Below are 24,630 nucleotides of genomic sequence, written 5' to 3' on the forward strand. Positions count from 1 at the left end.
TCTTCAATTAAAATAATTTGCATTTTTTACGAAACAATAGCATAATAAGGTATAAAATAATAAAAAAGGACTTATTACATGACAAACAACAAACATTCCCGCACAGTCGGCATTATTGCAGAGTATAATCCCTTTCATAATGGACATGCCTATCATATACAAAAAGCCAGGGAACTGTCACATTCAGATTTCTGTATTGTGGTCATGAGCGGCGATTTCGTGCAAAGGGGAGCTCCGGCTGTCTACGACAAATATACAAGGACCGCAATGGCACTCTCCTGCGGTGCCGACCTTGTGGTCGAACTCCCTTCCGTTTTTGCAACCAGCAGTGCAGAGGATTTTGCTGCCGGAAGCATAGCCTTGCTTGACCGGCTTGGGGTTGTGGATTCCGTCTGTTTTGGAAGTGAATGCGGAGATATAGAAAAGCTCTCCAAAATCGCTTCTGTTTTAGCCAAAGAGCCTGAGGCATATACCCACGCCCTGCGCGCAGGATTAAAAAAAGGATTGAGCTTTCCTCAGGCAAGATACCAGGCTTTGGTTTTCTCCAATCATCTGTCAGCAGAGGAGGCATCTCTCCTGGAATCTCCCAATAATATTTTGGGAATTGAATACTGCAAAGCCATAATCAGACAGAAAAGCCATCTTCTGCCTCTTACAATCCAGAGAAAAGGAAGTGACTATCACGATACGGTCCTGATTCCAAATCAATACAGTTCTGCAACAGGAATCCGGAAAGTAATAAAAGAACACGAAAAAAGCTCTTTACCAAGGGATTCCTCTTTTCTGCAGGTTCCAAAACCAGTAAAGCAGATGATGGAAAACGGTTATCCGCTATTCCCTGATGATTTCAGCGTTCTTCTAAACAGCGAACTGCTGCGCCTTTCCCATAGCGGAACTTCTTTAGATATCTTTGCCGATGTTTCTGAAGAGCTTGCTTCAAAGATTATAAAACAGCTTCCTGATTTTCTTCCCTTTGAAGAAAAAATAAGCCGCCTGAAAACCAGGCAATACACCTATACCCGTATCAGCCGGGCGCTGCTCCATATTATATTAGGGATCACTTCGGAGCAGGTTGCATCGGCAAAAAACGCAGGATATGCTCCTTATGCAAGAGTACTGGGCTTTAAAAGGGACTCCGCCTCCTTAATGGGACAAATAAAAAAAAGAGGGAGCATCCCTCTCATCACAAAAACTGCCGGAGCCGACCGGACTCTTCCTGAAGAAGCAGGTTTCATGCTCCGGCAGGATTTCTACTGTTCCCACATCTATCAGACGGTATTGCAGGACAAATATCAGATAAGCAGAAAGAATGAATTTACTCAATCCGTCGTCACATTATGACGGCGGATTGATAAATCTGCGGATGCAATCTTTATATAGAAGAAACCGTGTTTTTGGAACAACAATTCCCTGCTCCCACATTTGAAGAAGCTCTTCAAATGTGACAAACTTTGCGTCCACCACCTCTTCCGGCTGCAGAGCCAATTGTTTTACGTTAATCCTTTGACGGGTAATATAGGTATCTACAAACCGTTCCTCTAAACGAACCGTATGAATCAAAACAAGTTCCTCTTCCCTGACATGAATCCCTGTTTCCTCTGCCAGTTCCCGAACGGCTCCTTTTACGCTTGTTTCTCCGGCAAGGACCGAACCTCCGCTGCATTCCCACATAAGACCATAAGGCTTCTCCGGGTGACGCCTGGTTAAAAGCACTTCTCCGCTTTCATTGACCGTCCAGACATCTGCAACGAGGTGATACTCACCAGACTCCAGAGGAATCCCACGAACATGAGTCTTCCCTGTTTCCCTTCTGTTTTCATCGTAAACATCCCAAAGCTCCATCAACCATTCCTCCTGCCATAGCATCAATCCGTATGGTTAAAAGTTTGTTCCATTCCAGCCCCAGTGTTCTGCTTCTTCATATTTAATATAAATTTTATCCTGTGAAATTCCCAGAACCTCTCTGTAAATCCGGCTGATCTCAGCGGTCAGGCATTCATAGTCACGGTCAGAGGCACGCCCAAAAATCTTTACCTCGATGAATGCGATCTTTGTATTATTTTTCCCCTTAAAATAAAGAGAACATTCGTCTTCAAAACTGAGCATCAGCCAGTTTTCTGATTTACCCGGGATCAGGCTGATGGCCTGGCCCAGTTTTGACTTTAAAACCTCTTTTTCTTCTTCGGATAAAGGAATATTAACTTTTGAATTAATAAAAGGCATGATTTTCTCCTTCCGTTATTTACTTTATCATAACATATCCATAAAAAAATATCTATCCTTTAAAACACAGAACCGCTTATTCAGACAGCAGATCAAAAAGGGTCAGCTTACCATGTAGATATTCCATAATCTCTTTGATCTCTTTTCTGTTATTCTTTCTTCCACCCTGCTTCACCGCACGGATCAGAATATTTTTCGGAGTATGCTCCATGTCAATAAACTCCAGAATCTGGGTACGGTATCCGTTATTTTCCAGAATTTCCGCTCTCAGAGCATCGGTGTAAAGGGCTGCAAGGCGTTCTTTGATGAGACCATACTGGAATACAGGTGCCATTTGTTCATTATTCATCTGCTTATTCAGCTCATGCTGACAGCAGGGAACTGATAAAATCACAGAAGCCCCCCAGCGGACAGCCTTTGCAAGCGCATAATCCGTAGCCGTATCACAGGCATGAAGCGTTACCACCATATCTACATGATCGACTCCCTCGTAAGAGGCAATATCTCCATGATAAAAATCCAGCTTTTCATACCCGTATTTTTCCCTTAAGCGGTTGCAGTCATCAATAACCGTCTGCTTGAGGTCAAGACCGATTACCCGGATAGAATACCCCTTTAATTCATGAAGATAGTAATACATGGCAAAAGTCAGATAGGATTTTCCGCAGCCAAAATCTATGATCACATTTTCCCTGTCAGAATAAAGTCTTGGGAGTATATCTTCAATAAATTCCAGAAACCGGTTAATCTGGCGGAATTTATCGTAGCGGGATTTAATGATCCTTCCCTCTTCGGTCATCACCCCTAAATCCACAAGAAAAGGGATGGGAGTCCCTTCCTTTAAAATATAGCTTTTTTGCCTGTTATGCTCTGATACAAGAGGAGCGGCTTCCATCTTTGGCAGATGCCGTTTTTCCTTGAAGCTCAATGTTCCCTTTTTGCTCACCAGAATTCTCACCTGCCCCTTTCCGGATTCCAGTTCCAGCTGCCGAAATCTTCCATCCAACAGCTCCGACAGATAACCGGCACATTCCTCCGCCGAAAAATTCTTATGAAAAGCCTGGGTTCCCGTCAATTCCTCCGCCTGAAAAATCAGATTTCCTTTCAGCAGAAGCGGGCGTATTTTAACCTTTGAAATCTCCTCTTTTATGGCCGGATTACTGATTACGATACGAAGCAGATTCTCATTAAGGTATGCTTTCGCAAGCTGAATCAGATGTTCCTTATCTTTTTGTTCCATTGAATCAAGCATTTCCTTTCTGCCTTCAGTTCTCTGTATCCGTCCAGCTTGCCCTTAAAAGCTCCGGATAAGACTCCAGATGCGCATAATCATTAAAACGTTCCACCGTAAACCGGTTTGCTTCCTCCAGCCACCGGACTTCTGTTATGCTGCAGTTTTCCAGGGAATTCCCCAGCAGACGGTAATCCTTCGGCTCCATATGAAGAAAAGCAGCAACCATGGTGCGGATCACGCCTCCATGGGTCACTACCGCCACATTCTGGAATCCGCTTGAGGCAATCTCTTCAAAGACAGGCATTGCCCTTTTTATTACATCAGCGGCACATTCTCCGCCAGGATACGGCAAATCCTTTTCCATCCTTGCCTGCTCTTTTTTAAATTCCTCAAAGGTGACGGCAATCGCCTCATCCGTCATACCTTCCATATCCCCAAATGAAATCTCACGCAATTCGGGCCTGATCAAATGGGGGACATTCCAAAGTTTGTTGGCTTCCTGTGCGGTTTCTACTGCCCGTATCAGATCGCTGGAGTAGAGGGCATCTATCTTTTTTAAAGCCAGCCGTTCTCCTGTAAGCCTGGCCTGGCGAAAGCCGGCTTCTGATAAGTTTACATCTACGTTGCAAAGCCGGCTGGATTGACGTCCATGACGGATCAAATAGAGATTCATTTCTTTTCCTCCAGAAATCGATCAGTTCTTAAAACTGTGGATCGGAGCTGGAATTCTTCCGCCTCTGGACACAAATTTTTCACAGGAGTACTTGTTTACTGGCATAACAGGAGCATAGCCCAAAAGGCCGCCGAATTCCACAGTGTCACCGACCGTCTTGCCAATGACCGGAATAATACGGACTGCCGTAGTCTTCTGATTGATCATGCCAATGGCAGATTCATCTGCAATGATACCTGCAATGGTGCTGGACGGAGTATCTCCAGGAATTGCAATCATATCAAGACCTACGGAGCAGACACAGGTCATGGCTTCCAGCTTTTCTAAATTAAGTGCTCCCATGGCAACTGCATCAATCATTCCCTGATCTTCACTGACCGGAATAAATGCGCCGCTTAAACCGCCTACGTAAGAAGAAGCCATAACGCCGCCTTTTTTTACCTGATCATTTAAAAGGGCAAGAGCTGCTGTTGTTCCCGGTGCTCCGACTCTCTCAAGACCGATCTCTTCTAAAATCTCAGCCACGCTGTCACCGATTGCCGGAGTAGGAGCAAGAGACAAATCAATGATTCCAAAAGGTACATTCAATCTTTTGGATGCTTCCTGTGCAACCAGCTGTCCCACACGGGTAATCTTAAATGCCGTCTTTTTGATGGTTTCGCAAAGGACCTCAAAATCCTGCCCTCTGGCGGATTCAATCGCAGTTTTTACAACTCCAGGTCCGCTGACCCCTACATTAATGATGGTATCTGCTTCTGTTACGCCATGGAAAGCTCCAGCCATAAACGGGTTATCATCCGGCGCATTGCAGAACACTACAAGCTTTGCACAGCCAAGTGAATCATTATCCTTTGTTTCTTCCGCTGTTTCCAGAACGATTTTTCCCATAAGAGCCACGGCATCCATGTTGATTCCTGTCTTTGTTGAACCTACGTTGACAGAACTGCATACCCGCTCTGTGCATGCAAGGGCCTTAGGAATCGAACGGATCAGATTCTCATCTGCAGTAGTCATTCCTTTGCTTACCAGTGCAGAGTATCCACCGATAAAGTTGACGCCGACTTCCTTTGCCGCCCGGTCCAGGGTCTGGGCGATGGTCACAAAGTCCTCCGGAGACTTGCAGGCGGAGCCGCCTACCATTGCGATCGGAGTTATGGAAATCCTTTTATTTACGATAGGAATTGCAAAATCTTTTTCAATCTCTTTTCCAACTGAAACAAGGTCTTTGGCAACGGTTGTGATCTTACGGTAAATTTTTTCATTCACTGCCTTTAAATCGCTGTCACAGCAGTCAAGAAGGCTGATACCCATGGTGATGGTACGCACATCAAGCCGTTCCTGTTCAATCATCTTATTGGTTTCATTTACTTCAAACATATTTAACATAACGGGAATCCATCCTTTTCTTAAGCCTTGCTGTTATCATCAGATACGGTGCATTTTTGTGAAAATTTCTTCTCTCTGGCATTTGATTTTTACGCCGATTTCATCACCAATCTGTTCCAGTTCATCAGACAGTTCTCCAAATGGTTTTACAGAATCATCAATGTCCACAATCATCATCATATTAAAGAATCCCTGTACGATGGTCTGGGAAATATCCAGAATGTTTACCCGGTTATTAGCCAGATATGTACAGATTTTTGCAATGATCCCTACGGTGTCTTTTCCAACTACTGTAATAATCGTCTTATTCATAATGCTCTCCTCTATGTTATATAGTAATAATTTCCGACATCTGATCCCTTTTTGCAACTTCAATGGAAAAATCAGATGCCTGATATGGATTATCTCCTTCTGTGATCTCCAGCTTTACCGTCTCATAAGCAAGTTCTTCGTAATTATTTTCCTTGCTCAAATGCCCAAGCAGAACCTTCTTCAGGTTTTCATGAAGGATATGGCACAACAGCCTGCCGGCATTTTCATTGGACAGATGTCCATGGTCTCCAAGAATTCTCCGCTTCAGATAATAAGGGTATGGTCCGGCCTGCAGCATATTCACATCATGGTTGGACTCCAAAAGTACTGCATCAAGCCCCTGAAGATGCTCTATGATATACTGGTCAAAATGCCCCATGTCAGTGGCGACTGCGACGGATTTATAACCGTGCTGGATACGGTATGCCACCGGATTTGCTGCATCATGGTCAATGGAAAAAGGCTTGACCTCCAAATCCCCGATGCCAAAATTCACATCCGGACAAATGGGACAAAACAGTTCTCTGGGATATTCCCCCAGATACTTTTGCCTGGATATCTCTTCAAGCGTTTCCTTTGTCCCGTAAATCGGAACCCCACACTTCCTGGCTAAGACTCCCAGGCCTTTGGTATGATCCGAATGCTCATGGGTAATTACGATTCCAGTCAGTTCACTGCCCTTTACTCCAATGTCGTTTAACCCCTGCTCGATTCGTTTGTTGCTTATTCCTGCATCTACCAGAATGTGAGTCGTGTCCGAGCCCACGTAAATGCAGTTTCCGCTGCTTCCACTTGCAATGCTTACCAGTCTCATGTTTCTTTCTGTCCCCTGTTATTTAATATTTCCGCAAGTTGGTTCCTGATCTCTTCGATGGAACCGTCATTTCTGATGACCCTGTCACAGCGGGCCAGGTATTCTGCTTCTGTGGCCTGACTCGCAATGATACGTTCTGCGTGTTCCCTCTCATATCCCCTGTTTTCAAAAAGCCGGCGGATTCGTATCTGTTCCGATGCATAAATATACCACATCTCGTCATAACCGACTTCCGCCTTTTCACCCATAATTGCAAATTCTACCACAATAAGCCCTGCTTGGGAAGAAGAAATTTTACCCTTTATGGTTTTCCATACAAGCGGATGAATGATATCATCCACTGCTTTTCTTATACGGTCATCCCGGAAAATGCATTCGGAGAGTATCCTTTTGTCAATGGAACCGTCCGGCTTTAAGATGGTTTTACCCAAATTTTTCACGATCGCATGGTATCCTTCCTGCCCCGGTTCCATCAGTTCATGGGCAACCTCATCTGCTTTGATGACTTTCGCCTCATATTCATTTTCTAATATAGAAAGAACCAGGCTCTTCCCTGCGCCTACCCCTCCTGTTAATGCAATTACTCTCATTTTCTGCCACCAGTTCCTTATTTTGCGTCAAACCAGGATTCTCCCACATTGGCTTCCACTTCAAGGGATACCAAAAGGTCTGCCGCATGTTTCATCTCTTCTGTTAAAAGTTCCTTTACCTTTTCAAGCTCATCCCGGTATGCTTCTATTAAAAGTTCATCGTGTATCTGAAGAACGATCCGGGATTTTAATCCCTGCTTTTTCAATGCCTGGTCCACCCGAATCATGGCAATCTTAATGATATCTGCTGCAGTTCCCTGAATCGGCGAATTCATGGCCACACGCTCGCCGAAATTACGCTGCATAAAATTTGATGATTTCAGTTCCGGAACCGGACGGCGTCTTCCAAACATACTGACCGCATATCCTTTTTCCTTTGCCTCCGTCACAAGTCCGTCTAAAAATATCTTGACGCCCGGATAAGTTTCAAAATATTTTTCAATATATTCCGCTGCTTCTTTCCTGGTAATGCTTAATCCTTCGCTCAAACCAAAAGAACTGATCCCGTATACAATTCCGAAGTTTACGGCTTTTGCATTTCTTCTCTGCAAAGAGGTCACTTCGTTAAGAGGAACATGAAATACTTCTGATGCGGTAATGGCATGGATATCTTCTGCCTGTTTATAAGCATTGATAAGACGCTGATCCCCTGACATATGGGCCAGGACCCTCAGCTCGATCTGGGAATAGTCGGCATCCACAAAGACACAGCCTTCTTTTGGAACAAATACCTTACGAATCTCCCGCCCAAGTTCCATCCGCACCGGAATGTTCTGAAGGTTCGGCTCTGTGCTGCTGATTCTTCCGGTAGCAGTAATTGTCTGGTTAAAGGTTCCGTGAATCCGTTCATCCGGTCCAATATATGCAGCCAGGCCGTCTGCATAAGTGGAATTTAATTTTGTCAGCTGACGGTAATCGAGGATCAGGCTTACCACCGGATAGTCAGGTGCCAGTTTTTCCAAAACGTCTGCAGCTGTGGAATATCCGGTTTTGGTCTTCTTTCCTCCCGGTAGCTTCATATGATCAAACAAAACCTCCCCCAACTGTTTGGGAGAATTGATGTTAAAGGTTTCTCCTGTTTCTTCGTATATTTTTTGCTCCAGCTCCAGAATACGGACCTTCAACCGGTCCCCATATTCCCTCAGCCGGTCACGTTCTACCTTGATTCCCACTGATTCCATAGAAAAAAGACTGTAGACCAGCGGCAGTTCGATCTCATAATACAGGGTTTCCATCCCATTCTCTTTTAATTTTTCGGGAAGTACTTTCCCGCACGCATAGGCGACATAGGACATGTAACCGATACAGGATACGGCATTGTCCCGTTTTTCTTCCAAGGCACGGCCAATGGAGCTTTTACCAATGAGATCCGCTCTTGAGGGAATGGTCATTTGAAGATAATCCGCCGCCAGATCGTGATATGCATAGGAATCCTTTAAGGGATTCAGCAGATAAGCGGCGACCCCTGCATCGAATACCGGACTTCCCGCCTCCAGCTTTAAAAAAGGAAGCTGGCTCTTTAAATCCAGCACGGTTACATGTCCAGCCCTTTTAGAGATTTCCTCCGCTTTTCCAGCCAGATAGTCCGAGGTTAAAAATCCCTGGGGAACAATACAGTAACATTCCGTTTCGCCAAAGCACAAGGATAAGGCTGTGATGGCTTTGTCTTCAATCACCAGTTGAAGTCCCAGACGGCTTTCCGGCAGGCATTTGGAAAATAGGGCTTCCGCTTCCGATAGTTCCGTTACCAGATGGACTTGAAACCTTTCAGACGACTTGTGATTTTCTTCATCCGGAAATTCTGCCGGAACAAAATCCATATCCATGATCTGGCGGATTTCCGTTTCTGAAATGGATTTTGATTCGTCCAGACGAATTCCGCTGTCATCGCGAAGGGTATTCCGCTTTTCTTCCTGTTTGATTTCATTCTCAAATGCTTTCAGGATTTCTTTGATTCTAGGAGACTCCACTTCTTCCAGATGATCAAAAAGATTTGCAATACTTTTGAATTGTTTGATAAGCTGACCGGCGGTTTTCTCTCCTATGCCGTTCGCTTTTGTAAGAGAAAAAACTTCCTTTAGCCTCTCCGGCTCAAGACCGAATTCGCCTTCAATATCCGCAGGCGACCAGGATCTTAAAACAAGACCCTCTTCTCCCATGGAAGGAATACATACCGCCACATGCTCTCCTGCAATCTGCAGAAGTCTTCTGTCTTTTGATATGATCCGTACCTCTCCGCCTTCTTTTTCACAGTTTTTTGCCAATGATGCCAACAGATCAGCAGATTCATATCCGTCCTCAGAAAATACGGAAATGCTAAGGGAATCAGACAGTTCTTTAAGCCGCTCTTTCTGCTGTTTCAGCGCTTCCTCTGCCTGATTTTCATATCCTTCTCCAGCCGAAAAGGTTACGGCAAGATAATCTGCTTCTCTTCGTTCCAAAATACCTTTTATCAAACGGAACACAGCATCCGCCGCATTGGAAGGAAGTCCGTAAAAAGCATTCGTTATCATACTGCTTCCATCTATTAAAACGATTTTCTTACTGTTCATCTGTTCTCCTATCATAATAAGCCCTGCTGCAGCCAGATTCTGCATTGTAAAAGGACTGAAATTATCAATGCCATCATACTTAATGTAGTTACTGCATACCTGGCAATTTTTATAAGCCTTACGGCCTGTATTCTTTGTCTGGACTGCTCAATCGCAGCTTCCAACGCTCCTTTTATATTATAATTCCCGGTTTCGGAGTCTAATTGTCTGATACCAACTTCCACTGTAAAATAAATTTCCAGTTCATCACGGCAGCTGGGACAGGTTTCCATGTGTTCCAGAAAATCCTTTAATTCCTCATCGGTAAGCTCATCCCTGATGTAAGGCATGACGAAACGTTCGGCTTCTTTGCATGTCATCGTCCAGACACCTCCTTAACAATTTCTTTTATCTATCATACAATATATTCAGCCTATTTTCAATTTAATAATCTCAAAAAAACACTTGCCAAATGGAAAATCCTGTGATAGAATAATCATCGTTGCAGACGAAAGCCGATGTGGCGGAACTGGCAGACGCACTGCACTCAAAATGCAGCGGACAACCTCCGTGCCGGTTCGAATCCGGCCATCGGCATTGTGTGAAAAGGTGTTGTAAGATCAGAGCATTTGATAAGATGTTTCGATTTTACAGCACCTTTTTTATTATGCAGGAAAGTTCTACGAACTCCCCTGTATAATAAAAAGCACTCCTATTCTTTCGTCCCTGAAATCGAAAAGTCCTTTATAAAATCTATCCCAGTCCGGCATAATTTCTTATCTAAAAGATATTTTCCCACTTTTTTTATCATACCCGTGCAAAATATGGTATACTAATAGTAAAGTTTATCCGGAAAGGCTGGAATCTTATTATGGAACGTATACTGGTTCTTATTATTTCCATTGGCTGTGTACTGGCTATAAGCAGCTGCGGTCAGAAAAATTATATAAAGACCGGATCCACTGATGTTGTATCCACGCAAAACCAGGAGCGCACCATTGTAATCAGGGATTATTCGGATAATCCCACTTCCCGGCCCGGAATCACTGCTTCCATAAAAACTTACAAAGATAAAAATATCTCCATACAATACCCGGTTCTCTCCTATCTAAGTGATTCAAAAAAAGAAGAAGAGGTTAATGCGCTCTTAAAAAGCAATGCCCTTAAAGTATTGCAAGTGAATGCCGTAGACCCGTTAAAAGATACGGTTATCATAGATGCCCGGATAGTTTCAACCGATTCCAAACGGATTACGGTAGTGTATACCGGCACCTGCTATTCCGAAGGTGCTGCCCATCCTCTGAATATGTTCTATACAAATACCGTTGATCTGACCCAGGTTAAGGATCTTGGTCTTACGGATTATGCAGACCCGGAAGTTCTTGCTGAATATATTCTTTCCGATCAGGTGGATTTTTATGATGCCTCTGCCGAACTTGTGGTAGCACTTAAAGAAGCACGGACCCAGACCGATCTTCAAACATATTCCAAAATTTTCCAGCAAGCCGATTTCCCCCTTAAGGCCAGTCTGCCCGATGGCACTCCCGCGTTCCCGGATTCCTTTAGCTATGAGGATAATGGAAGGATTATTTTTTCCATTCCCGTCCCCCATGCGTTGGGTGATTATGCGCTGGTTTCTTACTCTCCTGTGACAAAATAGCAAAAATAGTTGCCATTTACTCCTTTCTCTGATAAAATAGGACGGAAAATAAATAGAAATGGAGTCAAAAAATGAGTAATAATGCAAAACTCACCCCTCGGGATTATCTGCTCAGTATCCAGCATCTGTTCGCCATGTTCGGCGCAACCGTACTGGTTCCTTTGCTGACAGGTCTCAACCCATCGCTGGCACTTTTTTCTGCAGGCGTTGGTACTTTAATATTCCACTGCTGTACTAAATTTAAGGTTCCTGTGTTTCTTGGTTCTTCCTTCGCATTCCTGGCTGCTGTTACCACAATCATACGGCCGGAAGGAACCGTGATTCCAGAAAACGTACCTTTAGCACAGGGTGGAATTATTTTTGCCGGTCTGGTCTATCTTCTTTTCGCACTTATAGTATTTATCGTAGGTTCGGACAAGATCAAGAGGATATTTCCTCCGGTGGTTACGGGTCCGGTCATCGTGGTTATCGGTATCAATCTGGCAAGTACCGCAATTAATGATGCCACCGGCAATTTAGATATTGCCGACGGATTGACTCCAGCCATTGCGTTAAATCTGGGAATTGCCCTCTTTACCCTGCTCGTTGTGATTCTCTGTTCCATTTTCGCCCGTGGCTTTTTTAAGCTTGTTCCTATTCTCATCGGAATTGCGGCAGGCTATTTGTTGTGCGTAATTTTAGGAGCCGCAGGTATTTTTCATATGGATTATTCTGCAATCACATCCGCTTCCTGGGTCAACATTCCATATGTGACAAAGGACTCCAATGGAGTAGGCTTTATGACCGTTCCCCAGTTCAGCCTGGGAGCCATTCTTTCCATTGCACCCATTGCATGTGTGACTTTTATGGAACATATCGGTGACATTACCACCAATGGAACGGTTGTAGGCAAAGACTTCTTAAAGGATCCGGGGCTTCACCGCACACTTATGGGCGACGGCATTGCTACACTGTTTGCCGGTTTTACAGGCGGTCCTGCCAATACGACTTATGCCGAAAACACAGGAGTGCTTGCAACCACTAAGAACTACAACCCTAAGCTGCTGCGCATTACCGCAATATTTGCCATTATTCTGGGCTTATTCGGAAAGATGGGCGCAATTCTCCAGACCATTCCAGGTCCTGTAAAGGGCGGAGTTGAGATCATGCTCTTTGGAATGATCGCTGCTGTCGGTATCCGTTCTCTGGCTGAATCCAAATTAGATTTCACACACAGCAGGAATTTATCCATAGTCGGACTGATTCTGGTATTTGGACTTGGCTTTGGACAGCTCGGCGGTCTTAACTTAGAGATCGGCTCAATTACATTAAACATTTCAGGTCTTTTCATTGCAGTCGTCGTCGGTGTTCTGATGAACCTGATTCTGCCGGAAACTCCTGATACAATAAGAGATTCAAGAAAGGATAAATAACATTATGGACTTTTCAATGGACAATGTAACCGTTTTTACCCACCCTCTGATCCAGCATAAGATTTCTATTTTAAGAGATAAGAAGACAGGAACCAATGAATTCCGTGCTCTCATCGAGGAAATTGCCATGCTGATGGGCTTTGAAGCCTGCATGACTCCTATGATCGCAGGCAAGAAAATGGCGGTTGTTCCGATTCTTCGTGCAGGACTGGGAATGGTGAATGGTATTCTGGCTCTGGTTCCTTCCGCAAAGGTTGGACACATTGGCCTGTACCGGGATGAAGTAACCCACGAACCTCATGAATATTACTGCAAACTGCCAAGCCCCATTGAGCAGAGAACGATTGTGGTCACCGATCCTATGCTGGCGACCGGCGGTTCTGCTGTGGCAGCGGTTGATTTCATCAAACAGTACGGCGGAAAGCATATCAAGTTTATGGCGATCATTGCCGCTCCGGAAGGTTTAAAAAGACTTCACGAAGCCCATCCGGATATTCAGATTTATGTAGGACATTTAGACCGTGAATTAAACGAAAATGCTTATATCTGCCCTGGTTTGGGCGATGCGGGAGACCGTATTTTCGGAACAAAATAAACATTTAAACATAAAAATACGCCTTGGTGCAAGCTATATATGCTTGATTCAAGACGTATTTTTTACATGGTTTTCTTTAAGTTCTTAACAGCCTGTTTATTCCTCTGTTACCTTTTTCTCAACAACTTCTCCCTGGTTTTTGTAAATGGAGTTGGCATCCACACAGGTCCTTACACAAGAAAGAGGATAAATGTTGGATTTTGGTCCGATTACTGTACCCGGATTTAAGATAGCACCGCAGCCAATCTCTGCATAGTCTCCGATAATAGCGCCAAACTTTTTCAGTCCGGTCTCGATATCTCCATCTTCTGCATGTACAGTAACCAGAGATTTGTCAGTTTTTACATTGGAAGCGATGGAGGAAGCACCCATATGAGACTTATATCCCAAAATAGAATCTCCGACATAATTAAAATGTGGTACCTGAACACCGTCAAAGAGAATGGAATTCTTGATTTCAGAAGAGTTTCCTACGACAGCACCCTCTCCGATAATCGCATTGCCTCTGATAAATGCACAATGGCGGATCTGAGCACCTTTTCCAATGATTACGTGCTCACCCATACATGCTGTAGGCGGCAGATTTACTGATTTGTGAATCCAGACTGCTTTTCCCACATGAACAAATTCATCTTTTGGAAGACGCGCTCCCAGGGAAACAATAAACTCGCTGATTTTAGGAAGAATCTCCCATGGATATGTGGTCTGCTCAAATAATAATTTTGCAGCAGTATGGTTCGTATCAAATAGATCCTGGTTTGTCATATCTTCTTTTTTCATGTTAATAATCTCCTATTTTTGTTTTTTATAATTAGCTGCCGCAACATCAAACACACTACGAAGATCGTAATGATTATTAAGTCTTAACACCCCTGCGGTGCGCCCGGCAACAAAATTCTCCAATTTTTGCATATACTCTTCCACGGTAATGGAACCTTCTGATACATAAGTAAGCCCTTTTTCCCAGCTTGCTGTAAGTTCAGGGTTCAGCAGTTGTTTGATGGAGGCATTGACCACATCATAGATCATCTCTCCAAGCAAGGTGGGAACAATCACCTGAGTTTTTGTGTTTAAGGAAAGATATTTGATATGAAACAGCTTTTTTAATATCTCAGCCCTTGTTGCACTGGTTCCGATTCCGCTCCCTTTGATCTGGGCGCGCAATTCCTCATCTTCAATCAGCTGTCCTGCATTTTCCATGGCAAGAATCATGGAACCGGAGGTGTAGCGTTTGGGCGGAGACGTCTCTCCTTCTTTGATTGCCAGTCCCTTTATGGGAATCTTCATGCCTTTTTTCAAAGCTCCAAGCATGGCAATAAAGGCCGGGTTATCCATGTTCTTCTGGGGCGCCTCCGTATTGTTATCCTCCGGATTGCCTTCCCCGTTCTTTTCTTCCTGCGCCTTTTTCTTAGCGCCTGAAACATCTGCAATTTTTAAATAACCAGCTTCCAGCATCACGCGGAAGCTGGAGTAAAAATGCTCTTTCTCCGCGGCCAGCTCCAGAGAATACTTCTGATAAACAGCCGGCGGATAAAAAATGCTCAGAAACCTTCTTGTAATAACTTCATAAACCTTTGCTGTCAGAGAAGACAGCCCTCTTGCTGCCCCCAGTCCCTGGCCGGTAGGAATGATCGCATAATGGTCCGTGATCTGCTTGTCATTGACATATCTGGTCTTTTCAATGGTCCGGTAAGACCCCATCTCCATTACCTCTGCCGCTGCTGCTGATAACGGCTCAAATCCTTTCAAGCCGCTGATGTTTTTATGGATTTCCTTTGCCACTGCGGTTGATAACACTCTGGCATCGGTTCTCGGATAGGTGACCATCTTCTTTTCATATAGTTCCTGTACCACTTTAAGAGTCTCATCCGGACTGATTTTAAACATCTTGGAACAGTCATTCTGCAGCTCTGCCAGATTATAAAGAAGGGGAGGGTTTTTTGTTTCCTTTTTCTTTTCTATGGAGACAACCGTCCCTTCCATAGGCTCCAGGGCAGACAGTGATCCGACTAATTCTTCCGCATGCTTTCGCTCCTTAAAACCATTTTCTTTATAAAGGAATGGGGACTCAAAGTACTTAGAGCCGGGAGCACTTCTCCATTCTCCTTCAAAATCCATCTCATCCTTTATAAATGTACCGATCACCCGGTAAAAAGGAGTTTTTACAAAATCTCTTATCTCCCTCTCTCTGCGGACCACCATACCCATTACACAGGTCATGACACGGCCTACGGATATGACCGTATTTTTCCCTGTCCGCAAATAATTGGAAATGTGCTGTCCATATCTTAGTGTAAGCAATCGGGAAAAATTAATTCCCATAAGATAATCTTCTTTTGCCCGTAAATATGCAGACGCAGAAAGATTGTCATATTCCGATTCATCCTTTGCTTCCCGGATTCCTCTTAAAATCTCATCCTCTGTCTGGGAATCGATCCATACACGTTTCTGTTGCTTGTCCTTCACTCCTGCCATCTGGGCGACCAGACGGTATATGTATTCTCCTTCACGTCCGGAGTCAGTGCAGACATAAATCACATCCACATCCGGACGGTTCAGCAGACCGCTTACAATCTTAAACTGCTTTTCAGCACTGGGTATTACCTCATACTTAAACTCTTTTGGAAGAAAGGGAAGGGTGGATAGGCTCCATCGTTTAAATTTAGGATCGTAGCTTTCCGGATAGCTCATAGTTACCAGATGACCCACGCACCAGGTTATGATAACCTGCTCCGATTCAATATAGCCGTCGCTGCGTCTTCCTTTCACTTTTAAAGCATTGGCAAATTCCTGAGCTACACTTGGTTTTTCTGCAATGAATAACGATTTAGACATATATCTCCCCACTGCTTTAATTATAGTAACCCTGCCATTATACCATTAAAACTTATGAATAGCAAATATTTACCTGTCTAAACTTATTATATTATTGTAAAAATGGATTATCAATGGTACAATGGTAAACAATTTTACGAGGAGGAGTGATAAAGCATGTCAGTACAGAAGGTAAAAGAATATTTAAAGGATTTTGGAAGAGATTGCCAGGTCAGGGAATTTCCGGTCTCAAGCGCAACCGTAGAATTGGCAGCAAAGGCCCTTGATGTATCGCCGGCCCGCATTGCAAAGACCCTGTCATTTCGCAAAGCCACCGAAGAAGGCTGCATTCTGGTCGTAACCGCAGGTGATGCAAAAATAGACAATGCAAAATTCAAAAAGAAATTTGGATTTAAAGCAAAAATGCTGGCCCCTGATGAAGTATCCGCAATGACAGGGCATGAAATCGGAGGTGTCTGCCCATTTGCAAATCCGGAGCAGACCACTACCTATTTAGATCTTTCCCTCCAGCGGTTTGAATCCATCTTTCCCGCAGCCGGCAGTTCCAATTCCGCCATCGAATTATCCTGTGAAGAACTGATGATGCTTTCCAATGCCGCTGAATGGATCGATGTATGTAAACTTACCGAGGCTTAAGGAGAAAATCAAATCATGACAAACCCTGAATCTGTTTTATTAAAATACGGAAATTCCTCTGTATCTATTGATGTAAGCAATGCCAGATCAGTAACGTATCTGCAGGGCAAAGAGCTTCTTCCGATCAAGGACTTAAAAGCAGCCTTCAAAGAAGCGGTTACAGCCCATACAATTGCTTCCAAACCTCTCCATGAACTTCTATCCAATACAGACTTAGTTACGATAGTTGTCAGTGATATTACCCGCTTCTGGATGAGACAGGATCTCATCTGCCGGGAGCTGGTGGAATACCTTCATACCCAGATCAACATTCCCTATGAAAATATGGTTATTCTGGTCGCACTCGGCACGCACAGAGGCCACAGTGAGGCGGAACAGAAAAAGGTGGTCGGAGAAGAAGTTTATAAAAAAGTGAAAGTTTTAAACCATGATGGCCAGGCCCCTGACCTGGTTTTTATGGGAACCACAAAAAGAGGAACCGATGTATGGGTGAATCCTCTGGCCATTGGCCGTAAGGTAATCTTAATCGGCGGGACGGTTCATCACTTAATGGCTGGTTTTGGAGGCGGCAGAAAAAGCATTCTTCCAGGAATCTCAGGAAAAAAGACCATTGAGCAGAATCATTTGCTCTGTCTTGACCCGGACCAGCCCAGATCCAGCACAGCCATTGGCTGCGGGATTTTAACCGGCAATCCGGTTCATGAAGACATGATGGAGGCTGCACGAATGGTTTCTCCTGCATTTGGTATTAATATAATCTCTACTCCGGAAGGAAAACACAGCCATATCATCTGCGGAGATTGGGAAAAGGCATGGGAAAAGAGCTGTGAAATTGTTCATGATGCTTTTAGCATCCCCATAAAAGAAAAAGCGGATATTGTCATTGCTTCCTGCGGAGGATATCCAAAGGATATTAATCTTTATCAGGGCATCAAAACACTTCTTAACATGTCCTATGCAGTAAAGCAGGGCGGGACCATGATTTTCCTTGCAGAATGCAGCGAAGGCGGCGGATCTTCGGACTTCTTTGACTGGCGGATTCCCTTAAAAAAAGGAATTCTTGATAAAGCGCTGCGGGAGAGCTTTTCCATTGCCGGTTATATCTTTTATGCCGGCTGCGAAGCCATTTCAAAAGGAAGAGTTCTTATGCTCACTTCTTTTTCAAAGGATTTAAGCAAGGATGTATTAAAGGATATGAATATATCTGCATACCAGGATTTGAAGGAGCTTTTAGACCAGATTGACTTTACGGATCAATCTGTTTATGTAATGCCTTATGGGGGAAACGTTATCCCATGGAGTGATCCCGCTTAATTTTATAATGTTTTATAATAATTTTTAATTAACATATTGACAAATGATCTCCGATATGTTTATATTTATTAAAACAAAACCAGTGAAGTGGAAGTAAAACTATGATACGTGCTTACAGAGAGTTTGGGAAGGTGGAACCCTTACAGCGATTCGGCATAGTACAATGGGCCACGGAGGGCGCAGGGAACAGAATTTATTCTTAGTATTCTGCGACGCAGCATCAGCGTTAACGGATGAGGAGTGTGTCGGCACTCTGCATGAGTCGGGCAAATTTTGCCAATCAAGGTGGTACCGCAGATCATCAGCATCTGTCCTTGGAGTATATCTGAGGATGGGTGCTTTTTTTGATTTTTAAAAAAAGATCACTCCCCCGCTCGCAAATTCCGAACAAAACAATTAAAAAGGGAGATTTTATTATGAAAAAGATATCAAAGATTACCAGAACAACCATTTTAGCAGCTGCTCTGTTTATGCTTACCGGATGCCAGTCAGCAAAACCTTCCGCCTCTTCTGACGGAACATTTAAAGTAGGAATCGTCCAGCTTGTTGATAACGGCGCTTTTACGGATATGAGGGAAGGTTTTACAGAGGAATTAGAAAAAAGAGGATATGGAAAAGATAAACTTACCATCAATTATAAGAATGCTCAGGGAGATGCAACCAACTTAAATTCCATCTGTCAGGAAATGGCAGACAGCAACGTGGATTTAATCGCAGCCATTGCAACCCCTGCCGCACAAGCCATGGTTAATTTGGATTCCGGGATTCCCGTAGTATTTATCTCCGTTTCCAACCCGGTAGGGGCAGGAATCATTACTGATATGGAAAAACCGGATAAGAATGCAACAGGAACCTCCAATGCCATTCCGGTCAATGAAATTTTTGACCTGGCAAAAAAGCTGACTCCTGAGTGCAAAACCTTTGGATTCCTTTACAATACCGGAGAGATCAATTCTGTTACAACCGTAGAAAATTCAAAAAAATATTTAGATTCCATCGGTTTATCCTATGAAGAGGCAGTAGTGACCAATTCCTCTGAAGTACAGCAGGCTGCCCAGTCTCTTGCAGGGAAAGTTGATGCCATTTATGTTCCAAACGACAGCATTATCCAGAGCGCCATGCCGCTGGTCTCTGAAGAAGCCCGCAAAGCCGGGCTTCCCATCTACGCCAGCTCCGCAACAACAGTTGAATCCGGTGCTTTTGCCACCATCGCAATCAGTGACAAAGAAATAGGCAGAATCTCAGCAGATATGGCAATTCAGAACCTGGAAGGTACTCCTGTCAGTGAAATTCCTGCAATTGTTGTTCCCGCCTCTTCCATGGTCATCAATCAGGACGCCGCTGATGCCCTTGGCATTACATTTACAGACGAAATAAGTAAGACGGCTGTATTTGTAAAAGATACCAACTAATTTCTAAGGAGGGATTATTATGACATTATTCTTAGGCTCCCTGCAGTTGGGACTTATCTACGGTCTGCTGGCTATTGGTGTTTTTATCGCTTTTCGTATTTTAAACATTCCTGATTTAACTGCGGAAGGAAGCTTTACCTTTGGCCTTGCTGTCTCCGCAAAGTTCACGCTTATGGGGCACCCATTCCTTGGAATCATAGCTGCTGTCGGTGCAGGTGCTTTGGCCGGCAGCATAACCGGACTCTTTCAGACGAAGCTTCTGATCCATCCGGTTCTTGCCGGAATTCTGACCATGAGCGGACTGTATACCATCAACCTGCTGATCATGGGAAGCAGTTCCAACCTTTCTTTAATTGGAAGCAATACCATATTCAAGATAATGACGGACGCCTCCGGAATCTTCTCCAGAGAAGGAGTCAAGATCATTCTTCCATTGATTGTTGTTACTATTACCGCACTTGCCGGATCATTCTTTTTTAAGACCCGGATCGGCTTATGCATTCGGGCCACAGGCAATAATGAAGATATGGTTCGGGCTTCTTCCATCGATGTGGATGTGACAAAAATCATTGCACTTGCCGCAGCCAACGCCTCTATCGCATTGTCCGGCGCACTGATCTCCCAGTATCAGGGATTTGCAGATATTAATTCCGGAGTCGGCATTATCGTTGTTGGTCTTGCTTCCGTCATCATAGGAGAGCTTATTTTCCGAAAGGACGGTATTACTTACGGCCTCTTTTCTGCAATCCTCGGTTCCATTCTTTACCGTTTTATGATTGCTCTTGCCTTAAAATACAGTCCGTTTCCGGCATACGCGCTAAAACTTGTTTCTGCCTGTATTGTTGCAATCGCTCTTTCCATTCCTGCGATGAAATACCGGGCAGAACTGGAAAAAATCAAAAAAGGAGCCAGAAAATCATGCTGAACATTCAAAATGCCGTTAAAACATTTTTAAAGAACACTCCCAACGAGCATACGGCACTCAACCATCTTAATCTGACTCTGAATGACGGGGATTTTGTAACCATCGTAGGTTCCAACGGTGCCGGAAAATCAACACTTTTTCAGGCGATCAGCGGAAGCTTCTGGCTGGATGAGGGAAAGATCCTTTTAGATGAAACGGACATTACCTTTCTCCCTGAGCACAAACGTGCACAGACCATCGGACGGCTGTTCCAGGACCCGATGAAAGGAACTGCCCCCGGACTGACCATTGAAGAAAATCTCGCACTCTCCTATTCCAGAAGCAAACGGGGTCCTCTTTTTCCTGCCATCAACAAGGCAGACAGTAAGCTTTTTCGGGAACGGCTGGCTGAATTCCACATGGGGCTGGAAGACCGTATGAAAACAAAAATGGGGCTTCTCTCGGGAGGACAGAGACAGGTGGTCACTCTGCTCATGTGTACCCTGGTACCTCCAAAACTTCTGCTTTTAGATGAGCATACAGCAGCCCTGGACCCTGCCACAGCAGAAAAGGTAATGGAAATCACCAATCAGATCGTAACCAGGCACAGGCTTACCACCATGATGATCACTCATAATATGACCTCTGCATTAAATACGGGAAACCGGATTGTAATGATGGATTCCGGAGCTATCATTTTAGATATCTCCGGAAAAGAAAAAGAGAAAATGGATATTCCGGAACTTTTAGATTTGTATTCTGCAAAAAGCAAAAAGACCTTTGATAATGACCGGACTCTTCTATCCAAATAATCAGACGGCATTCTTCTTGCGGTATTCCGATAAAAGAATGGATACGAACATAAGGACACAGCCTGACAGCATTCTGGCTGTAACGGATTCCCCGAGAAACAGGACGGAAAACACCAGACCAAAGACTGCCTCAAAGGACAATATAATCGAAGAGGTATTGGGACTTAAATGTTTTTGCCCAAGATTCTGCAGCAAAAAGCAGATCATGGTACTGAAAATACCCAGATAAAGCAAACCAGTGAGCATGGAGCTGTTGATCACACGAAAATCCTGAGCGCCGTCCAGCAGCGGTGCCAGCATCCAGCTCAATGCCGCTGCTACTGCCATCTGGATCACAGTTAAGATTACCGGATCGTGATCAATGGTGTAACGGTCAGTAAATACAATTTGAAACGCAAAGAAAAGACTGCATAGCAGTGTCATCAAATCCCCTGTATTCGCATACAAATCTCCTTCCAGAGAAATAAGAGCAAGACCTGCTACTGCAATCACTGCCGCAGCCATATTATTTCCTGACGGCTTTTTTCTATTGAAAAACCAGTGCAGAAACGGCACCAGAATCACATATAGGGTTGTGATAAAAGCATTTTTGCTGGCTGTGGTATATTTCAGGCCGTATGTCTGCAGCAGATATGCAGCAAACAGAAATAGACCTAAAAGACCGCCGCATAGAAGGTCTGTCTTTTTGACCGATCGAACCCGCTTCCAGAATACGATCACTAAAGCTATGGAAGCAATGGTAAAACGCAACGCCAGCAGATAAGTAGGCGAAATCACATTTACCGTATTTTTCATCACAACAAAAGCACTGCCCCAAATAATGGTTGTCACAATCAAGCCTAAGACAGACAGTGCCTTAATTACGTTTCTATCCTGTATTTTCATAGGTACACTAACGAAGTCCTTTCACATAAGTTCAGGGGCGCAATATTTTTGCGTCCCTGGTTTTTCGTGTCTTTTTCCGTTATTCTGTAACGGAAAATTTGTAAACAGTCACCGTATGATATTCTTCTCCCGCCTTCAAAACCGGAGACGGAAATTCAGGAATATTCACGGCATTGGGATAATACTGAGTCTCAAAGCAGTAACAGCAACGCTTATCATAAACCGCATTCCCCTTTCCTTTCAGGCCATCCGTTAAGAAATTGGCTGTATAGAACTGCATTCCCGGCAGATCCGTATACACCTCCATACGGATGCCTGTCTTATCAGATTCTGCAGCCGCACATAAGGAAACTTCTCCTTCCGGATGATTGAGTACCCAGTTATGGTCATAGCCATTTCCAAATACCAACGCCTCATAGTCCTCATTGATATCCCGCTCAATGGTCTTCATAACGGTAAAATCCATAGGGGTTCCTTTAACAGGAGTAAATTCTCCGGTTGGAATCGAACCTTGATCTGCCCTTGTGTATGTATCCGCATCGATCCAGACCCTCTGATTCATGGCATAACCGCCATCATGACCATCCAGATTGAAATAACTGTGGTTGGTAAAGTTGGCTACTGTATCCTGGTCGCAAATCATATGGTAAGTAAGCATAAGGCTGTCATCCGGCGTCAGTGTATAAGTGACTGTGATCGATGCATTCCCAGGAAATCCCTGATCTCCATCCGGAGAGGAAAGAGAAAAATGAATGCTGGTTCCAGAATCACTCTCTTCCACCATAGCCTCCCACAGGCGGCTATGGTAAAGGTCAGGCCCGCTGTGAAGGTTATTGACCCCGTTATTGGCTTCCAGAATATATTCCTTGCCGTTGATCGTAAATCTGGCATTGGCTATTCGGTTTGCATTCCGTCCAATGGGGGCTCCAAAGTGGGGCGGGTTCTCCAGATACTCTGCTACACTGTCAAATCCCAGAACCACATCGGTCTTCTTCCCGGTCTTATCCGGCACCTTCATGGTTACCCAGACTGCACCCAGATCCGTAAATGAAGCGGAAACTCCGTTTCCGTTTTCCAGTGTATACAAATACACCTCACTGCCATCAGGCATGTTTCCCCACAATTCTTTTTTGTACGACATATTGCTTCCTCCATATACCTTTTCCTAAAATCCCCCTTTTATAAAGAGGGAATTTTCAGGGCTTTTTATTTTGCGGCAGATATAAATCCCTTTGCTGTTAATAACTCGGCGCAGAGAACCGCACCGCCGGCTGCTCCTCTGACCGTGTTATGGGACATTCCTACGAATTTGTAATCATAAACAGTATCTTCCCGTAAGCGGCCTACAGAAATACCCATTCCATTTTCATAATCCACATCAAGCGCTATCTGAGGACGGTTATCTTCTTCCATATATTGAATAAACTGCTTTGGTGCGCTTGGCAGGGATAACTCCTGCGGAATCCCCTTAAAATTACGGATGCGTTCAATCAATTCCTCTTTGGACGGCTTTTTACGGAATTTAACAAAAACTGCAGCGGTATGGCCATTTAAAACAGGAATTCTGATACACTGGCAGGTAATAACCGGTTCACTTGCCTTTACAATCTGGCCATTCTCAATGGAACCCCAGAGACGTAACGGCTCCTGTTCACTTTTTTCTTCTTCTCCGCCAATATATGGAATCACGTTTCCTTCCATTTCCGGCCAATCCTTAAAGGTCTTTCCTGCTCCGGAGATTGCCTGATAGGTAGTAGCCACTACTTCGTAAGGTTCAAACTCTCTCCAGGCTGTAAGCACCGGCGCATAGCTTTGGATGGAACAGTTTGGCTTTACTGCAATAAATCCACGCTGTGTACCAAGACGCTTTTTCTGATCCTTGATCACTTCAAAATGCTCCGGATTAATCTCGGGGATTACCATAGGAACATCGGGAGTCCACCTATGGGCACTGTTATTTGAAACAACCGGAATCTCCGCTTTCGCGTATGCTTCTTCAATCGCCTTAATTTCCTCTTTTGTCATGTCCACTGCACTGAAAACAAAATCAACACCAGCGGCCACTTTTTCCACTTCATTTACATTCATTACCGTTAAGTTTTTCACTGACTCCGGCATAGGTGTTGTCATCTTCCAGCGGTTTCCAACAGCTTCTACATATGTTTTCCCGGCAGAGCGTGGACTTGCTGCTACTGTCACTACCTCAAACCAGGGATGATTTTCCAGCAGAGAAATGAACCTCTGACCTACCATACCAGTTGCTCCCAAGATGCCTACCTGCAATTTCTTTTCCATCGCTTTCTCCTCACTTCTCTTCATTCTGTAATACCAGCATATGCTAAATTCTTAACTATCCTATAACAAAGTGAAAGAAAAATCAATATTTATTCGCGATAAAAATA

Annotated in this window: 24 protein-coding genes and 1 tRNA gene; 10 read left to right on the forward strand and 15 right to left on the reverse strand. The window is 44.1% G+C overall.

Translation table 11 applies throughout. The features are described from left to right. Positions 1 to 78: 78 nt before the first annotated feature. Entirely contained in the window at positions 79 to 1,341 is a 1,263-nt protein-coding gene (locus tag ACLTWA_RS01935) for a nucleotidyltransferase (protein WP_412325864.1), read from the forward strand. Here ACLTWA_RS01935 and ACLTWA_RS01940 read toward each other — a convergent pair. The 10 genes from ACLTWA_RS01940 to ACLTWA_RS01985 all read right to left on the reverse strand — a co-directional run bounded on the left by ACLTWA_RS01940 (position 1,336) and on the right by ACLTWA_RS01985 (position 10,143). Then, positions 1,336 to 1,842, reverse strand: a complete 507-nt coding sequence (locus ACLTWA_RS01940; RefSeq protein WP_412325865.1) for an NUDIX hydrolase — start codon at positions 1,840 to 1,842, stop codon at positions 1,336 to 1,338. The genes ACLTWA_RS01935 and ACLTWA_RS01940 overlap by 6 nt on opposite strands. A 36-nt stretch (positions 1,843 to 1,878) precedes the next feature. Continuing rightward, positions 1,879 to 2,223 carry a phenylpyruvate tautomerase MIF-related protein gene (locus ACLTWA_RS01945; RefSeq protein WP_412325866.1) on the reverse strand — a complete coding sequence of 115 codons (345 nt, stop codon included), beginning with the start codon at positions 2,221 to 2,223 and terminating at the stop codon, positions 1,879 to 1,881. 76 nt (positions 2,224 to 2,299) lie between these two features. Continuing rightward, positions 2,300 to 3,463 (reverse strand): class I SAM-dependent methyltransferase, encoded by a 1,164-nt coding sequence (locus ACLTWA_RS01950; protein ID WP_412327161.1) that lies wholly within the window; start codon positions 3,461 to 3,463, stop codon positions 2,300 to 2,302. Between the two features lie 25 nt (positions 3,464 to 3,488). Next, the gene (locus ACLTWA_RS01955; RefSeq protein ID WP_412325867.1) at positions 3,489 to 4,130 is read right to left on the reverse strand and encodes a histidine phosphatase family protein; all 642 of its coding nucleotides are present in this window, start codon (positions 4,128 to 4,130) and stop codon (positions 3,489 to 3,491) included. Positions 4,131 to 4,151: 21 nt separating this feature from the next. After that, positions 4,152 to 5,516, reverse strand: a complete 1,365-nt coding sequence (locus ACLTWA_RS01960) for a PFL family protein (protein WP_412325868.1) — start codon at positions 5,514 to 5,516, stop codon at positions 4,152 to 4,154. Positions 5,517 to 5,555: 39 nt separating this feature from the next. Beyond that, positions 5,556 to 5,828, reverse strand: coding sequence for an ACT domain-containing protein (locus tag ACLTWA_RS01965; protein ID WP_412325869.1), 273 nt, complete (start codon positions 5,826 to 5,828; stop codon positions 5,556 to 5,558). Between the two features lie 16 nt (positions 5,829 to 5,844). Then, on the reverse strand, positions 5,845 to 6,642 hold the full coding sequence (locus ACLTWA_RS01970) for an MBL fold metallo-hydrolase (protein WP_412325870.1): 798 nt from the start codon (positions 6,640 to 6,642) through the stop codon (positions 5,845 to 5,847). After that, positions 6,639 to 7,232, reverse strand: a complete 594-nt coding sequence (gene coaE, locus ACLTWA_RS01975) for a dephospho-CoA kinase (protein WP_412325871.1) — start codon at positions 7,230 to 7,232, stop codon at positions 6,639 to 6,641. Before coaE ends, ACLTWA_RS01970 begins: the two co-directional genes overlap by 4 nt. Positions 7,233 to 7,249: 17 nt before the next feature. Continuing rightward, positions 7,250 to 9,784, reverse strand: coding sequence for a DNA polymerase I (gene polA, locus ACLTWA_RS01980; protein WP_412325872.1), 2,535 nt, complete (start codon positions 9,782 to 9,784; stop codon positions 7,250 to 7,252). Between the two features lie 11 nt (positions 9,785 to 9,795). Next, positions 9,796 to 10,143, reverse strand: a complete 348-nt coding sequence (locus ACLTWA_RS01985; protein ID WP_412325873.1) for an anti-sigma factor family protein — start codon at positions 10,141 to 10,143, stop codon at positions 9,796 to 9,798. Positions 10,144 to 10,277: 134 nt separating this feature from the next. Between ACLTWA_RS01985 and ACLTWA_RS01990 the strand changes: the two genes are divergently transcribed. From ACLTWA_RS01990 to upp, 4 genes are all read left to right on the forward strand, one after another. After that, a tRNA-Leu gene (locus tag ACLTWA_RS01990) sits at positions 10,278 to 10,360 on the forward strand. Positions 10,361 to 10,634: 274 nt separating this feature from the next. After that, complete coding sequence (locus tag ACLTWA_RS01995) at positions 10,635 to 11,423, forward strand: hypothetical protein (protein WP_412325874.1); 789 nt, start codon at positions 10,635 to 10,637, stop codon at positions 11,421 to 11,423. A gap of 71 nt (positions 11,424 to 11,494) precedes the next feature. Beyond that, entirely contained in the window at positions 11,495 to 12,835 is a 1,341-nt protein-coding gene (locus tag ACLTWA_RS02000) for a uracil-xanthine permease family protein (protein WP_412325875.1), read from the forward strand. 16 nt (positions 12,836 to 12,851) lie between these two features. Beyond that, positions 12,852 to 13,430 (forward strand): uracil phosphoribosyltransferase, encoded by a 579-nt coding sequence (gene upp, locus ACLTWA_RS02005; RefSeq protein WP_412327163.1) that lies wholly within the window; start codon positions 12,852 to 12,854, stop codon positions 13,428 to 13,430. 96 nt (positions 13,431 to 13,526) lie between these two features. Here upp and ACLTWA_RS02010 read toward each other — a convergent pair whose 3' ends face one another. Continuing rightward, on the reverse strand, positions 13,527 to 14,210 hold the full coding sequence (locus ACLTWA_RS02010) for a UDP-N-acetylglucosamine pyrophosphorylase (RefSeq protein ID WP_412325876.1): 684 nt from the start codon (positions 14,208 to 14,210) through the stop codon (positions 13,527 to 13,529). A 12-nt stretch (positions 14,211 to 14,222) separates the two neighbouring features. Then, positions 14,223 to 16,265 (reverse strand): DNA topoisomerase, encoded by a 2,043-nt coding sequence (locus ACLTWA_RS02015; RefSeq protein ID WP_412325877.1) that lies wholly within the window; start codon positions 16,263 to 16,265, stop codon positions 14,223 to 14,225. A 156-nt stretch (positions 16,266 to 16,421) separates the two neighbouring features. On the opposite strand from ACLTWA_RS02015, the gene ACLTWA_RS02020 reads away from it, so the two are divergent. The 5 genes from ACLTWA_RS02020 to ACLTWA_RS02040 all read left to right on the forward strand — a co-directional run bounded on the left by ACLTWA_RS02020 (position 16,422) and on the right by ACLTWA_RS02040 (position 21,343). Beyond that, positions 16,422 to 16,901 (forward strand): YbaK/EbsC family protein, encoded by a 480-nt coding sequence (locus ACLTWA_RS02020; RefSeq protein WP_412325878.1) that lies wholly within the window; start codon positions 16,422 to 16,424, stop codon positions 16,899 to 16,901. A 15-nt stretch (positions 16,902 to 16,916) separates the two neighbouring features. Then, positions 16,917 to 18,215: a nickel-dependent lactate racemase gene (gene larA / locus ACLTWA_RS02025; RefSeq protein ID WP_412325879.1), complete on the forward strand. Its 1,299-nt coding sequence runs from the start codon at positions 16,917 to 16,919 to the stop codon at positions 18,213 to 18,215. A 416-nt stretch (positions 18,216 to 18,631) separates the two neighbouring features. Then, on the forward strand, positions 18,632 to 19,627 hold the full coding sequence (locus ACLTWA_RS02030) for an ABC transporter substrate-binding protein (protein ID WP_412325880.1): 996 nt from the start codon (positions 18,632 to 18,634) through the stop codon (positions 19,625 to 19,627). Positions 19,628 to 19,646: 19 nt separating this feature from the next. Further along, positions 19,647 to 20,552, forward strand: coding sequence for an ABC transporter permease (locus tag ACLTWA_RS02035; protein ID WP_412325881.1), 906 nt, complete (start codon positions 19,647 to 19,649; stop codon positions 20,550 to 20,552). Further along, entirely contained in the window at positions 20,546 to 21,343 is a 798-nt protein-coding gene (locus tag ACLTWA_RS02040; RefSeq protein WP_412325882.1) for an ABC transporter ATP-binding protein, read from the forward strand. Before ACLTWA_RS02035 ends, ACLTWA_RS02040 begins: the two co-directional genes overlap by 7 nt. Here ACLTWA_RS02040 and ACLTWA_RS02045 read toward each other — a convergent pair whose 3' ends face one another. From ACLTWA_RS02045 to asd, 3 genes are all read right to left on the reverse strand, one after another. Further along, the gene (locus tag ACLTWA_RS02045) at positions 21,344 to 22,228 is read right to left on the reverse strand and encodes a DMT family transporter (protein WP_412325883.1); all 885 of its coding nucleotides are present in this window, start codon (positions 22,226 to 22,228) and stop codon (positions 21,344 to 21,346) included. 79 nt (positions 22,229 to 22,307) lie between these two features. Then, complete coding sequence (locus ACLTWA_RS02050; RefSeq protein ID WP_412325884.1) at positions 22,308 to 23,369, reverse strand: aldose epimerase family protein; 1,062 nt, start codon at positions 23,367 to 23,369, stop codon at positions 22,308 to 22,310. Positions 23,370 to 23,434: 65 nt separating this feature from the next. Further along, entirely contained in the window at positions 23,435 to 24,523 is a 1,089-nt protein-coding gene (asd, locus tag ACLTWA_RS02055) for an aspartate-semialdehyde dehydrogenase (protein ID WP_412325885.1), read from the reverse strand. Positions 24,524 to 24,630 lie beyond the last annotated feature (107 nt).

The sequence above is a fragment of the Lacrimispora sp. genome (assembly GCF_046972725.1).
GTDB lineage: Bacteria > Bacillota > Clostridia > Lachnospirales > Lachnospiraceae > Lacrimispora.

Excerpts from the sequence above, each read along its gene's own strand:
- ACLTWA_RS01935 (WP_412325864.1), top strand. The coding sequence starts at position 79 with ATGACAAACAACAAACATTCCCGCACAGTCGGCATTATTGCAGAGTAT.
- ACLTWA_RS01940 (WP_412325865.1), bottom strand. The coding sequence starts at position 1,842 with ATGGAGCTTTGGGATGTTTACGATGAAAACAGAAGGGAAACAGGGAAG.
- ACLTWA_RS01945 (WP_412325866.1), bottom strand. The coding sequence starts at position 2,223 with ATGCCTTTTATTAATTCAAAAGTTAATATTCCTTTATCCGAAGAAGAA.
- ACLTWA_RS01950 (WP_412327161.1), bottom strand. The coding sequence starts at position 3,463 with ATGGAACAAAAAGATAAGGAACATCTGATTCAGCTTGCGAAAGCATAC.
- ACLTWA_RS01955 (WP_412325867.1), bottom strand. The coding sequence starts at position 4,130 with ATGAATCTCTATTTGATCCGTCATGGACGTCAATCCAGCCGGCTTTGC.
- ACLTWA_RS01960 (WP_412325868.1), bottom strand. The coding sequence starts at position 5,516 with ATGTTAAATATGTTTGAAGTAAATGAAACCAATAAGATGATTGAACAG.
- ACLTWA_RS01965 (WP_412325869.1), bottom strand. The coding sequence starts at position 5,828 with ATGAATAAGACGATTATTACAGTAGTTGGAAAAGACACCGTAGGGATC.
- ACLTWA_RS01970 (WP_412325870.1), bottom strand. The coding sequence starts at position 6,642 with ATGAGACTGGTAAGCATTGCAAGTGGAAGCAGCGGAAACTGCATTTAC.
- coaE (WP_412325871.1), bottom strand. The coding sequence starts at position 7,232 with ATGAGAGTAATTGCATTAACAGGAGGGGTAGGCGCAGGGAAGAGCCTG.
- polA (WP_412325872.1), bottom strand. The coding sequence starts at position 9,784 with ATGAACAGTAAGAAAATCGTTTTAATAGATGGAAGCAGTATGATAACG.
- ACLTWA_RS01985 (WP_412325873.1), bottom strand. The coding sequence starts at position 10,143 with ATGACATGCAAAGAAGCCGAACGTTTCGTCATGCCTTACATCAGGGAT.
- ACLTWA_RS01995 (WP_412325874.1), top strand. The coding sequence starts at position 10,635 with ATGGAACGTATACTGGTTCTTATTATTTCCATTGGCTGTGTACTGGCT.
- ACLTWA_RS02000 (WP_412325875.1), top strand. The coding sequence starts at position 11,495 with ATGAGTAATAATGCAAAACTCACCCCTCGGGATTATCTGCTCAGTATC.
- upp (WP_412327163.1), top strand. The coding sequence starts at position 12,852 with ATGGACAATGTAACCGTTTTTACCCACCCTCTGATCCAGCATAAGATT.
- ACLTWA_RS02010 (WP_412325876.1), bottom strand. The coding sequence starts at position 14,210 with ATGAAAAAAGAAGATATGACAAACCAGGATCTATTTGATACGAACCAT.
- ACLTWA_RS02015 (WP_412325877.1), bottom strand. The coding sequence starts at position 16,265 with ATGTCTAAATCGTTATTCATTGCAGAAAAACCAAGTGTAGCTCAGGAA.
- ACLTWA_RS02020 (WP_412325878.1), top strand. The coding sequence starts at position 16,422 with ATGTCAGTACAGAAGGTAAAAGAATATTTAAAGGATTTTGGAAGAGAT.
- larA (WP_412325879.1), top strand. The coding sequence starts at position 16,917 with ATGACAAACCCTGAATCTGTTTTATTAAAATACGGAAATTCCTCTGTA.
- ACLTWA_RS02030 (WP_412325880.1), top strand. The coding sequence starts at position 18,632 with ATGAAAAAGATATCAAAGATTACCAGAACAACCATTTTAGCAGCTGCT.
- ACLTWA_RS02035 (WP_412325881.1), top strand. The coding sequence starts at position 19,647 with ATGACATTATTCTTAGGCTCCCTGCAGTTGGGACTTATCTACGGTCTG.
- ACLTWA_RS02040 (WP_412325882.1), top strand. The coding sequence starts at position 20,546 with ATGCTGAACATTCAAAATGCCGTTAAAACATTTTTAAAGAACACTCCC.
- ACLTWA_RS02045 (WP_412325883.1), bottom strand. The coding sequence starts at position 22,228 with ATGAAAATACAGGATAGAAACGTAATTAAGGCACTGTCTGTCTTAGGC.
- ACLTWA_RS02050 (WP_412325884.1), bottom strand. The coding sequence starts at position 23,369 with ATGTCGTACAAAAAAGAATTGTGGGGAAACATGCCTGATGGCAGTGAG.
- asd (WP_412325885.1), bottom strand. The coding sequence starts at position 24,523 with ATGGAAAAGAAATTGCAGGTAGGCATCTTGGGAGCAACTGGTATGGTA.